A 12,543-nucleotide genomic window follows, 5' to 3' on the forward strand; every position below is an offset into this window, starting at 1 on the left:
CGCATTACCGCAGCTCAGCGAGGTTTACTGATTGCAACATTAATTCGTCGGATCGACGGAGTACGGCGAGATATCACCCTCCGTACACGCCCGCCACCCCTCAGGTCCCGGACGACAGCGTGGCGTAAACGATGATGTTGTCGGTGTAGCTGTGACTGCGGGGGTTGAAGATCCCACCGCAGGTGATCAGCCGCAGGGCCGCGTTGTCCACATGGCCGTACACCTTCTTGGTGGGGAAGCGGGACTTGCTGGCCTGCTCGGTGCCGTCCACGGTGAACACCGCCGTCGAGCCATCCGCCCGGGTGACGGCGACCTGGTCACCCCGGGTCAGCTCACGCAGCCTGCTGAACACCGCCGGGCCGCGCCGGGTGTTCACATGGCCCAGGATCACCGCCGGACCGTGCTCACCGGGGGTGGGGCCGAGGCGGTACCAGCCCGCGAGGCCCGGCCGGTCCAGCGGCGGCACCTGGATCTCCCCGGACTTGAGCACGCCGACGGAGGTCAGCGGGGCGTCCACCCCGATCCGCGGGATCTTGACCCGGGTCGGCTCCGACCTGCGCAACGAGGGTGCGTCGGGCACGGACGGCCCGTCCGTCACGGCTCCCTCGGGGGCCGTACCCCCGGCGGCCCCGCCCCCGCCGGTTCCGGCATCCCGGGTGGCACCGGCGGTCGCCGTCCTCGCCGCCCCGATGTCCTCGCCGGCCGCCTGCGCGCCACCCACCCCGGACGCGTCCGGCTCCGGCCCTCCCGGCCCGCTGAGCGCCGCCGGGGGCCCCGGGGTCGCGGCGTGGGGGGTGGCGGTGTGGGGGGTGGGCGCGAGGTACATCAGCAGCCCGGCCATCACCAGGCCGACCCCCACCAGTGACCCGAGCGTCAGCAGGACGGACGGCAACGCGGCCCGGGCCCGTCCCCGCGGCCGCCCGCCGCCGTCATCCGGCGTCGCCGTCATCCGCCACTACCGCTGTCACCTGCCGTCATCCGCTCTCGCCCGCCGTCACCCGGCGGCACGACGCCGGTGGCGCCTCAGCACGCCACCCGCGATCCCCGCGACGGCCATCGCCGTCCCGTACCCGATGAGCAGCGGCGCCGCCGTGTCGTCCCGCGGCGCCTCCCCGGTCTGGGCACCACCCTTGGGCGTGACCCTGACCTGCGGCGTCCGGCGCGGACTGGGCGTACGGGTGACGGTCGCGGTGGCGGTGACGGTGGGTGCGCCGTGGCCCTGCCCGCCGCCGGACAGGACGATCACCCCACGCGCCGAGTCGTCCCCGTCGGTGACCTGGCCGTCGTTGTCGTCGTCATCGTCGCTCGCGGTCGGCGCCGGAAGCACCTCGACGGTCACGGACTTGGGGGTGCCGGTGTAGGTGCACGTGGTCCGGAAGTAGTCCGGCGGGGTGGACAGCTCACCGGTGATCACGTCGAAGGCGTCCACGGCCATGTGAGTGCCGGTCGTGGCGACGTTCTTGAAGGTGACCTTGTGCTCGCCGTACGGGAAGTCTGTCTTGGACCAGAGCACCTGCTGCGCCTTCGGTGTCTCCTGCTTCGCCTCCGGGTCGTGAGCGTTCCCCGTGGCGATGCGCACGTCGCCCACATACACCTCGAACTCGCCCACCGTCTCGACTCGCTCGCCGATGTAGGAGAGGCCGGTGCCGACGAACGTCACCGTCGCCGAGTCGTTCGGCGTGGTGGTGGCGTGCAGGTCGTCCTGGTAGTCGCCGTACGTGGACCGGTTGGGCGCGTGGAACCAAGACCCCTGGTAGGCGATAGGCCCGTGCCTGTGCGGCTCCGCGCCAGAGTGCTCCTCCGCCGGGTCGCCGTTGTCGTTGACCCTGACCTTGTCGGCGGGTGGGATGAAGTCCAGGACCAGATCGGCGGGGGTGATCGTGAGTTTGCCCGCTTCGGTGGTGGTGACCGAGCCGGAGATGGCGGCCGGGAGTTCCAGAGGGCCGCCCTTGGCGAGCTCGGCCTGGTCCTTGCCGCCCGTGGCGTCCAGTTCGCCTTCCCACAGGCCCTTCACGTCGGCGGTGCCGGTGGCGATGAGGCGGCCGCCCGCCTTGAAGGCGGCGGAGGCGGCGAGCGGGGACTCGCTGAGGGTCCAGTCCACGGCCAGGCGCTCGCCGACCCGCACCGAGGTGGGGACGGTCACGTCCACGGCGATCGTCCTGGGGCCACCGGCGGGGAGGAGCGCCCCATCCGCGCAGGTGTACTCGTAGATGTAGTGGCCGGTGTCGGCGGCCGCGGGAGGAAGCAGGACCACCGCCGCGCAGGCGGCGAGTACCGACGCCGCGAGCACCCCTCGGAACCTGACCCGACCGCTCACGGGAGGGCCCTCCGATCATCCGCTGACCGATCTCGAACCGGAGAGAGATCGTATGACGATTGCCGCCCATGGCGACCGGCAAGGGAAGCTGAGGGCCAGGAAAGTAGCGGATTTGTGACGTCGCCGCGCAGTCGTCACATCACGCGGGCCCGCGGCGGCCGGCGTCCAGCAGAACCGTATTCTGTTCCACGAATTCCCCCAAGGAGGACAGACGAATGCGGCGAGACCTCTTCGAGGAGGAGCACCTGCTCTTCCGTGACACCGTGCGCGAGTTCATGGACCGTGAGGTCGTCCCGCACCACGCCCAGTGGGAGAAGGACGGCATCGTGCCGCGCGAGGTGTGGAAGAAGGCCGGGGAGCTCGGCATGTTCGGCTTCTCGGTGCCGGAGGAGTACGGCGGCTCGGGCATCACGGACTTCCGGTTCAACACGGTGATCGTCGAGGAGATCATCAGGGCCGGCGCCACCGGGCTGGGGTTCGGCCTGCACAACGACATCATGGCCCCGTACCTGGTGGACCTCACCGATGACGAGCAGAAGCAGCGCTGGCTGCCCGGCTTCGCCTCCGGCGAGCTGATCACGGCCATCGCCATGACCGAGCCGGGCGCGGGCAGCGACCTGCAGGGCATCCGGACGACGGCGCTGCGTGAGGGCGACCACTACGTCGTCAACGGGCAGAAGACCTTCATCACCAACGGCATCAACTCCGACCTGGTGGTCGTGGTCGCCAAGACCGATCCCGCCGCGGGTGCCCGCGGCACCACCCTGCTGGTCGTGGAGCGGGGCATGGAGGGCTTCACCCGGGGCCGCAACCTGGAGAAGATCGGCATGCACGCGCAGGACACGGCGGAGCTGTTCTTCGAGAACGTCCACGTGCCGGTGGCCAACCGCCTGGGTGAGGAGGAGGGCCAGGGCTTCTTCCAGCTCATGGCCAACCTGCCCCAGGAGCGGCTGTCGATCGCGGTGGCCGCCGTGGCCGCCGCCGAGACCGTGCTGGACGCGACCATCGACTACTGCAGGACCCGCACGGCGTTCGGCCGCAGCATCGGCTCCTTCCAGAACACCCGCTTCGTCCTCGCCGAGCTCTCCACCGAGGTGGAGATCGCCCGCCACTACCTGGACAAGTGCGTCCTGGCCCTCAACGCCAAGGAGCTCACCGTGGTGGACGCCGCCAAGGCCAAGTGGTGGACCACCGAGCTCCAGAACAAGGTCGTCGACCGCTGCCTCCAGTTGCACGGCGGCTACGGCTACATGACCGAGTACCCGGTGGCCAAGGCCTGGATGGACAGCCGCGTGCAGACCATCTACGGCGGCACCACGGAGATCATGAAGGAGATCATCGGCCGGTCCTTCGGTTTCTGACGGCTACCGGCCGGCCTACGCGCCGCCCACGCGGAGCACCTCGCTCAGCCGCCGGCGGCGCCGCAGCGCGGCCTCGACGGGCACCACCACGGCGACCGCCGCCAGGAACGCGACCGCCACCAGGCCGAGCCACCACCACGGCGGCACCGGCACCGGGTCGGTGGCCTGCCCGGTGAGCAACCGCAGCGCGAGCGAGTCGAGCGTCAGACGGGCGAGCAGCACGCCGAACAGAGGGCCCGCCACGGCGGCGACCAGCACCGGTGGCAGCAGCTCGCCCGTGGCGACCCAGCGGGTGTCGCGCGGCCGCAGGCCGAGGGTGCGCAGCCGCGACAGGGTCTGCCACCGTTCCGGCGCGCTGGCGGCGGCGCCGAGCGCGAGGCCGAGCAGCCCCAGGACGAGCAGCATCGCGGCCGAGGCCCACGCCAGCCGCAGCAGCCCCGAGGTCAGCGGCGCCGCGCGCCGCTCGCTCAGCACGTCCGCGCGCACCACGGCGTCGGCGGCGACGCCGTTCCCCGCGACCGCCCGCGCCGCTCCGGGGCCGGTCACCCACACCGTGTTCGGGGCGGCGGGCGCGCCGGCGGCGGCGAGGGCCGCGGCGTCCACGAGCACGACGTCGGGGGCGTCGCCGACGGCCGGCGCCGTGCCGACGGCGATGAGCGGGATGGGTGGCGCGTCGGCGCGGAGCAGCCGCAGCCGCATGCCGGGCCGCATGCTCCCGTCCGCCGAGCGCACCAGCGCGGGGACGTCGCCGGTGCCGGTGGCCGCGAGCCGGGCGAGCCCAGGGGTGTCCGGCAGCGGTGTGGAGGCCTCCAGCCGCCGGAACGCCGGTGCGTCCACGACCACCAGGCGCGGGCTGACGAACACCGTCTCCGCGACGACGCGTGAGAAGTCGCTGACGTGCCCGGCGAGGGCCTGCCTGACTCCCGGGGCGGCGGCGACGCGCCGGGCGAGCGCGGGGGTGGAGGCCACGGCGACGGGTGCGACGTCGAGGCGGGCGTCGGCGCCGACGGTGCGCCACGCGCCGTCCTCCATGCCCTGCCCGGTGGTGGCGTCGAGGGTGAACGCGTACGAGGCCAGCGCGGCGGACGTCACCAGCATCAGGAGCGGCAGCACACGCGCGGACGTCGCGACCGCACGCGCGGAGCCGAACACCGCCAGCGGGCGGCGCGAGCGCAGCGCCCGTCTCAGCGCGAGACCCGTGCCCGCGGGCAGCAGCCGCAGCAGGACGAGCGTGCCGGCGACGACGCCGAGGGCGGGCGCGCTGGCGGGCAACGACGCGCCGCCGTCCGGCCCTGGCACGTCGGCGGGAGAGCCGGCCGGCACGATGCCCCGCTGGAACAGCGCGACGAACGCGGCGGCCGCGGCGATCAGGGCCGCGGCCTCGGCGGCGGCGCGGCGCAACTGGACGGTGCGGTGGGCCGAGCGGCGCGCGGCCCGGTTGGCGGGCACGCGCCGGTCACGGGTGGCCCGGGCGGCGGCGAGCGTGCCGAACGCCGGCCCGGCGACGACAGCGGCGAGCACCACGGGCAGCACCCACTCGAAGGAGCCGCCAGGCGCGACCAGGCCGGCCAGCGCGAGCCCGGCCGCGGCGGCCGACAACGCCACCACGGTGGACTCCAGCAGCAGCTCCGCGGCGAGGTCCGGCAGCGCCGCACCCCGCTGCCGGGCCCCGGCCAGCGCGGCGGCGCGGCGGCGGACCAGCAGGTCGGCGGCGAGCAGCAGGACCAGCACCGCGGCGGCGATGACACCGGTGAGCATGACGGCCGCCTGCGCGAACGCGGCGGCGACCTTGGTGCGGATGTCCACCAGCACGGAGTCGAGCTGCGTCTCCCACTTCAGGGAGCTGTCGAAGACGGCGGAGGAGCTGGAGTTCGCCTTGAGCGCGGCCACGGACCTGGTGAGCGCCTCGGCGGACTCCAGGCTGAGCACACCCGGATCCGGGTGGAACAGGACGGCGCGATCCAGTTGTTCCGGTTCGAGGCCGAGACGGGCGTCGGGCAGGGATTCGGCGGACAGCAGGCCGGCGAACCGGGTGGTGCCGACGCCGTCCGCGCCGGGCACGGGACGCAGCAGCCAGGGGGCGAGCCGCCAGACGGGATCGCCGGCGTCCTTCGCCCGGAAGATGCCGCTGACCCGGACGTCCCTGACGCGCTTCTCCTCGTCGATGAGCGGGATGCGGTCGCCGGGGCGCACGCCGAGAGCGCTCGCGTCCGCCTCCGACAGGCCGGCCTGCATCGGCCAGGGTGGCGCCCCGTAGGGGAGCTCGACGCGGCCCGTGCCGGTGACGGCCGCCTTCGGCGGGCCGCCCGCGATCCAGGTCACCTGGGGCCCGGCGCCGCGTTCGTCGGCGAGGTAGGTGAGCCGGAAGGTGCGCAGCACGCTGCCGTCGGTGATCTTGAAGGGGAGGCTGGTGACGGTGGCGACGGGTGCGCGCAGCGCGGCGCGCAGCGCGGGGTCGAGCCCGTCCACCGCCCTGCCGCGGAACCCGTCGATGTCCTCGGCGAGATGAGGGACACGGACGCGGCCACCGGAGGGACCGTCGTCGCGTTCCCAGTTGGCGCGCGCCGTGACGAGGGCGTCGTCGCCGGCGCGGCGGACCGCGTCCTGGACGGCGGCGTCGGCGGTGTCCCGCATCAGCGGCGGCACGGCGCCCGCGAGGAGCGTGACGACCGCGACGACGGCGGCGGCCAGCAGCAGAGGCCCGGCGTCGGCGCGGGCCCGGCCGCGGACGCTTGGCCAGTGCAGGACGGGGAGCCGCGGAAGTCTCACGACGCCACCCGCAGGTGCGTGACGTCGGCGCGGCGGGCCTGCACGGTGACGACGGCGGTCACCGCGACCGTGCACCCGGCGAGCAGCAGGGCGAGCAGGCCGGCCTCGGCGGCCCACGGCCAGCTCGGCACGGCGGCGGGGATGGGCGCGGCGCCGATGTCGGAGCGGACGAGCAGTGGCGCGACCACCCAGGTGACGAGCGCGCCGGCCGCGGCGCCCGCCGCGACCAGGGGCAGCAGGACGCCGACGTGCTGGCCGAGCAGCACGGCGCGGATCTCACGCCGGTACATCCCAAGGCCCCGCAGTCGCGCCACTTCGAGTGCGCGGGCCTGCATGTCGCAGGTCACGTGCAGGATGACGCCGGTCAGCAGCAGCAGGACCGCGGCGGGGACGAGCAGCCGGAGCGCGGCGGGCAGTCCCGCGCGCAGGGGACCGCTGGAGAGGCGGGCCGCCTCGCCCTCGCGGGTGGTGACGGCGCCGAGGCCGAGCGCGGTGGCTCGCGTGGCGGCGTTCGCGGCGGGGCCGCCGGCCCACCAGGCGTCCACCGGGGGGTCGAGGTGCCCGCTGCTGACCAGCGCGCGGGAAAGGGTGTCCAGGTCGGCGAGGACGGCGGCGGCGCCGGGGGCGGACGGGACGTCGGGCAGCGTCGCGGCGACGCTGACCTGCACGGGGGCGATGCCGACGGTGAGGCTGAGCTGGGAACCCGGCCGGACGCCGAGCTTGTCGGCGAAGCGGGAGGACACGGCCACGGGGACCGCGTCCGGCACGGGGAACGCGGTGGCGACGAGGGTGCGCGCCGCGTCCGGGGGGCCGGAGAGCTTGACGGTCGCCGTCATCGTGAGCGAGGTGCCCGCGGATGTGGCGGCGACGGCGGCGGACGGGCGGATGAGCTGGTCGAGGACGGGTTGGACGGTGGTCGCGGTCCAGGGCTTCCCGGGCGCCGTCGTGGCCCCCGGGACGTCGAGGGTGACGGCGATGTCGCTCTCACCGCTGCCGAGCGGCCCGGCGGAGGGGAAGCCGCCGTTTCCCGACGGGAGCGCGCCGAGCCCCACCGGGAGGGACACCGCGACCAGCCGCAGCCCCGGGGCCGTCGCGCACGACGGCAGCCGGTGCGGTTCGCCGTCCAGGGGGACAGGGGTGCCGGTGCAGGGCGTCCGCAGGCCGGTGGCGTCCTGGACCACCAGCCGGGGGGTCACGGCCAGCGGGGTCTCTCCTGTCGCCGTCCCGGTCATGGTGAGCGCGGCGCCGGGCGAGACGGCGACGCCGGCGACGGGGGCCGCAGGCGCGAGGGCGGCGCCCACCTCCGCCCAGGTGCGCCCGTCCTCCTGCCGGCCGCGCAACAGGGCGCCGGCGCGGGTCATGTCCGCGGCGACCAGCCGTGACGGCTCGCCGGCGTCGCCGAGCCACTGCCCGACCGCGATGCCGCGGTCGACGGCGGGGCTCACCACTCCCCCGGTGGCCGCGGCGACGTCCCCGCCCTGGCCGGCGACCGGCGGGACGGCGAGGGACAGCGCGAGGTCGGTGCCGACGGACAGAGCGGCCTGGTCGTGCTGCGAGCGCTGCCATGTGGCGTCGAAGCCGATACCGAACGTGCCGGCCGCGCAGGCCAGGCCGATCAGCAGGCCCGCGGCGACCGCCTGCGGCCGGCGGGCCGCCTCGAGCGCGGCCAGCGGCACCACCAGGCCGCGGGCGCGGCGCGCCAGCCGGTCGGCGCCGCGCAGCGCGGGCGTCACCACGCGCAGCGCCACCACGGGGCCCGCGGTGAGGAGCAGCGCGGGAGCGAGCACGCGGACGGCGTCCGTGCGGGAGCTCGAGCCGGCGGGCTGGGCGTAGAGCTGCCACCACCCGACGGCGGCGAACGCCACGAGCAGCAGGTCGGCACCGGAACGGGCCAGCAGTTCGCGCCGCCCCCGGCGTTCACCTGGCGCGGCGGTGGGCCGCACCGCGAGTACGACGAGCATCACCGCGAGCGCCAGCACCCCGCCGGCGACGGTGAGCACCTGGACGCCGGTCACGGCCGGCTGGACGGCGAGCCCGGCGCCGGCCATCGGCGGCAGGTGGGTCAGGAGCGCGTGCAGGGCGGACGACGCGGGGATCGCGAGCGCGGCGGCGAGCACGCCGAGGAGGGCGGCCTCGACGGTCGCGGCGGCGGCGAGCTGCCTGGGGCTGACGCCGAGGGCGGACAGCAGGGCGGTCTCGCCGGCCCGCACGGCGGCGGTGAGCCGGCCGGCGAGGGCGAGGGCGGCCGCGGTCAGCACACTGCCGAGGAGCGCGACGGCGAGCACGGTGGCGGTCGTGACCTGCTGCTGCTCGCGAGCGGCGCCGAGGGTCGCGGGCAACGCGGAGGCGACGCGCTGGATGCGTATCCGGTCGCCGAGAAGGCGCTCCAGGCGGCGGTCGGCGCCGGCCACCGCCGCGGCGACGGTGTCGAGGTCGCGGCGGCGGGGGGCGGACAGGTCGGGATGGGCGTTGACCTCCATCCGGTCGATGCTGGAGCCGCCGGCGAGCAGGTCCGTGAGGTCGACGATGAAGGGCCCGTAGGCGTGGACCGGCCGCCCGGAGCGGCCGTCGTTGTAGGCGAGGTCGAAGCCGGCGGCGGAGAGAGGGTCGCGGTCCCACCCGGTGGCGGGCAGCGGGCGCACGACGCCGACGACGGTCACGTCGAGGGCGGGGGCGGGGTCTCTGGTCAGCTCGGGGCCGAGGTGGACGCGGCTGCCGGGCCGCAGGTCCAGTTGCCGCGCGGTGGACTCCAGCACCACGGCTTCCATCGGAGCGGCGCCGGGCGCGGGCCAGCGTCCGCCGGTCAGCCGGGCGCGGGTCTTCAGCCCCTCCATGCCCGACAGGTAGCCCACCGCCGGTGTGCCGCCCCTCGCGTCACCCGGCGGGGTAAGCGGCCGCAACAGGGACGACGCGCTCCCGGACGTCGTCGCGGTGAACGGGGCGAGCGCCGAGGTCAGCAGGCCACGGGTGTCGTCGGCGACGGACCGCGCGTCCGGGCCGCGGACGGTGACGATGTAGGCGGTCACGGCGACATCGCCGGGGGCGGCGCGGGACGCGGCGGTCTCCAGGGCCCGCTCGGCGGTCCTGGTGACGAGGAGTGCGCAGGTGCCGAGCAGGGTCGGGCCGACCATGACCACCGCGAGCAGTGCCGCGAGCAGCGGCCACTGCGCCCGTGCCCGGTGACCGAGCACCCTCAGCACGAGCCGCTCCCGGCCCTCGGGCGACGCCCCGGCCGGCCGCCGCCGAGCGTCATGAGTCGTCCTTCTGCTCGTCCAGGCGCCCGTCGCTGATGTGGATGATGCGGTCCGCCAGGGCGATCATCACCGGGTCGTGCGTGGACACCAGCACCGTGACGCCCTCGGACTCCACCACCCCGCGCAGCAACGCCATCACGGCGAGGCCCGTCTCGGCGTCGAGCTGGCCGGTCGGCTCGTCGGCGATGAGCAGGCGGGGTGACGCGGCCAGGGCGCGGGCGATCGCCACCCGCTGCTGCTGCCCGCCGGACAACTCGCCCGGCCGTTGCTGTGCGTGGTCGGCGAGGCCCACCAGCTCCAGCAGCAACTCGACGCGGCGCTCGCGTTCCTCCGGCTGGACGCGGGCCAGCCGCAACGGGGCGCCGACGTTCTCGGCGGCCGACAACACCGGGATCAGGCCGAACGTCTGGAACACGTAGGAGACCTTCTCGCGGCGCAGCCGGGACAGGCCGTCCTCGTCGAGGGCGGTGACGTCGGTGCCGTCGACGTGGACGGTGCCGGCGTCCGGGCGGTCGAGGCCCCCGATGACGTTGAGCAGGGTGGTCTTGCCCGAGCCGGACCGGCCGACGAGGGCGACCATGGTGCCGGCCTCGACGTCGAAGGTCACGTCCTTGAGGGCGTGGACGGCGGTCGGCCCGGTGCCGAAACGCCGGTGGACGCCGCGGACGGTGAGCAGCGGCCCCGCGCTCATGCTCCTCCGTCCACGTCGGGGCGGATCGTGACGTGGTCGGCCTCCAGCGCCAGCCGGACCCGCCGGGTCAGCGCCAGCGCCTCACGGTAGTCGCGCGGCACCTGGACCCGGCCGGCCCGGTCCATCACGGCGTACTCCTCGGCGATCACGTGCGTGCCGCCGTCGTCGCCGGTGGCCGTGCGCCGCAGCACCTCGGTGCTGGTGCGCCCGTCACGGATCGCCACGGTCCGCTCGACCTGCCCGCTGACCTCGGGGTCGTGCGTCACGATGACGACGGTGACCCCGAGCTCCCGGTTGACGTCCCGCAACGCGGAGAAGACCTCCGCGGAGGTGGCGGTGTCCAGCTCACCGGTCGGCTCGTCGGCCAGCAGCACGCGGGGCTTGTTGGCGAGCGCCACCGCGATGGCCACACGCATCTGCTGCCCGCCGGACAACTGCCCAGGCCGCCGGTCGGCGCAGTCGGCGACACCGAGCGTCTCCAGCAGCTCGCCCGAACGGGTGCGGCGAGCGGCCGCCGGCGTGCGGGCCGCCGTCATCGGCAGGTCGACCATCTGACGCGCCGTCAGATAGGGCAGCAGGTTCCCGGCCGTCTGCTGCCGGACGAACCCCACGGTGTGCCGCCGGTAGTGCACACGATCGGCCCGGGACATCGCCAGCAGGTTCCACCGGTCGACCCGCGCCCGCCCCGCCGTCGGCGCGTCGATCCCCGCGAGGATGGACAACAGGGTCGACTTGCCGGACCCCGAGGCCCCCACGATCGCGACCATCTCACCGCTGTCGACGACCAGATCGAGCCCCTGCAACGCCTGCACCTCGACGGATCCGGACTGATAGATCCGCACCAAGCTCTCGCAGACGACCAGCGCGTCCCGCCCGAACTCCGGCGCTTTCTGTGGAGGCTGCGGAAGGGACAGCGGCGAGATGGACATCCCCCTCCTCCGGTCCGGTGTCGCGCCAGACTCTATACCGCGCACTGTTGGGAACATGTATGGATTTGCCCGCTTCCTCCTTGCCGTTTCGAATCAAGCCCGCGCGGCACCCGCACCGGACGCGCCGGCGCCGCATACTGGTCTGCGGTAAGCCCTATTCCGGCAGGAGGTTCGGCGGTGGACAACGGCGGTCTTATCCTGCTGATTTTCCTGGCGTTCCTGTTCGCGTGGGGACTGAACCGCGTCCGCCGCAGGCTGCGCTTCGGCCCGATGGCCTACACCGGCGTGATGCTCACCTTCATGGTCGTGGTCCTGGCCGTGTACACCCAGACCTTCCGCTGAGCCGCGCTCACCGTCCAGCGGCACCCTGACGACGTCAGACCGCGCTACCGTCCAGCAGAACCCTGGCCACCAGAGCGGGGTCGTCACTCATCGGCACATGCCCGCAGCCCTTGAGCAGCACCACCCGCCGCTCGGCCCACTTGGCCGCCCGCACCGCCTGCCGCCGCGGCAATATCCGATCGTGCTCCCCCCACGCGATGGTCACCGGCACCTTCGCCCGCCCCGGCGGCACCACGTCCTTGAACGACTCCAGCGTCTCGTCGAACCCCACCGCGTCCCGCAACGCCCGCACGTCCCCCGCCATCGCCGCAGCCGTCACGTTCCCGGGCCGCGCCACGACCATCCCCATCAAGACGCCCCGCCCGAGTGACGACCCCGCCGCCACCCGGACCACCCCGTCCGGCACGACCCGGCTGACCCACCGCAGCCCCCTGAGCACCCCGCGCGCATAAGCACTCTCTCCCGCCGACCAGAACCCCGCGGGCGACAGCGCCGTAGCCGACCTCACCGTGCCCCGCGCCGCCAGGGTGAGCGCCACATATCCCCCCAGCGAATTCCCCGCCACATGAGGCCTCACCACCCCCAGCTCCGCGCACAACCCCTCGACGGCATCCGCCAACGTCTGCGCGTTGTAGCTCACCCCCTCCCCCAACCCCGGCGACCCCCCGAACCCCGGAAAGTCCACCGCGATCACATCGCGCTCCTCCGCCACCCTCCCCAGAACCGGCTCCCACCCCTGCCACCGATGCCCGATCCCGTGCAACAGCACAAGCGGCTCGCCGGCCCCTCGCCTCTCGTGAACCAGCCCCATCCCCTCAGTGAAACACCCCACCCCCTCAAGTGTCACCGACCCCGATCACCCGGGACCGAATGCCTTGGT

The 12,543-nt window shown here is 74.4% G+C and carries 9 protein-coding genes; 2 read left to right on the plus strand and 7 right to left on the minus strand.

The genetic code is table 11. From position 1 onward, the window contains the following. Positions 1 to 100 precede the first annotated feature (100 nt). A complete protein-coding gene (locus ABGB17_RS22225; protein ID WP_347632512.1) occupies positions 101 to 949 on the minus strand; it encodes a class F sortase in 849 nt (282 codons plus the stop codon). Between the two features lie 45 nt (positions 950 to 994). Further along, on the minus strand, positions 995 to 2,317 hold the full coding sequence (locus ABGB17_RS22230; protein WP_347632514.1) for a hypothetical protein: 1,323 nt from the start codon (positions 2,315 to 2,317) through the stop codon (positions 995 to 997). 215 nt (positions 2,318 to 2,532) lie between these two features. Between ABGB17_RS22230 and ABGB17_RS22235 the strand changes: the two genes are divergently transcribed. Continuing rightward, on the plus strand, positions 2,533 to 3,678 hold the full coding sequence (locus tag ABGB17_RS22235; RefSeq protein ID WP_347632516.1) for an acyl-CoA dehydrogenase family protein: 1,146 nt from the start codon (positions 2,533 to 2,535) through the stop codon (positions 3,676 to 3,678). A gap of 15 nt (positions 3,679 to 3,693) precedes the next feature. Here the strand turns inward: ABGB17_RS22235 and ABGB17_RS22240 are convergent, their stop codons facing one another. From ABGB17_RS22240 to ABGB17_RS22255, 4 genes are read right to left on the minus strand one after another with little or no spacing between them, the layout of a single operon-like run. After that, positions 3,694 to 6,447 (minus strand): ABC transporter permease, encoded by a 2,754-nt coding sequence (locus ABGB17_RS22240; protein ID WP_347632518.1) that lies wholly within the window; start codon positions 6,445 to 6,447, stop codon positions 3,694 to 3,696. Continuing rightward, the gene (locus tag ABGB17_RS22245) at positions 6,444 to 9,647 is read right to left on the minus strand and encodes an FtsX-like permease family protein (protein WP_347632520.1); all 3,204 of its coding nucleotides are present in this window, start codon (positions 9,645 to 9,647) and stop codon (positions 6,444 to 6,446) included. Before ABGB17_RS22245 ends, ABGB17_RS22240 begins: the two co-directional genes overlap by 4 nt. Before the next feature lie 49 nt (positions 9,648 to 9,696). Next, complete coding sequence (locus ABGB17_RS22250; RefSeq protein WP_347632522.1) at positions 9,697 to 10,392, minus strand: ABC transporter ATP-binding protein; 696 nt, start codon at positions 10,390 to 10,392, stop codon at positions 9,697 to 9,699. After that, positions 10,389 to 11,321, minus strand: a complete 933-nt coding sequence (locus tag ABGB17_RS22255) for an ABC transporter ATP-binding protein (RefSeq protein ID WP_347632524.1) — start codon at positions 11,319 to 11,321, stop codon at positions 10,389 to 10,391. The genes ABGB17_RS22250 and ABGB17_RS22255 overlap by 4 nt, the downstream gene beginning before the upstream one ends. A 177-nt stretch (positions 11,322 to 11,498) precedes the next feature. Here ABGB17_RS22255 and ABGB17_RS22260 point away from each other — a divergent pair, with 177 nt between their 5' ends. Next, on the plus strand, positions 11,499 to 11,663 hold the full coding sequence (locus ABGB17_RS22260) for a hypothetical protein (RefSeq protein WP_347632526.1): 165 nt from the start codon (positions 11,499 to 11,501) through the stop codon (positions 11,661 to 11,663). A gap of 34 nt (positions 11,664 to 11,697) precedes the next feature. On the opposite strand, the gene ABGB17_RS22265 is transcribed toward ABGB17_RS22260, so the two are convergent. Beyond that, positions 11,698 to 12,474, minus strand: coding sequence for an alpha/beta fold hydrolase (locus ABGB17_RS22265; protein ID WP_347632528.1), 777 nt, complete (start codon positions 12,472 to 12,474; stop codon positions 11,698 to 11,700). Positions 12,475 to 12,543 lie beyond the last annotated feature (69 nt).

This window comes from Sphaerisporangium sp. B11E5, from assembly GCF_039871875.1.
GTDB lineage: Bacteria > Actinomycetota > Actinomycetes > Streptosporangiales > Streptosporangiaceae > Sphaerisporangium.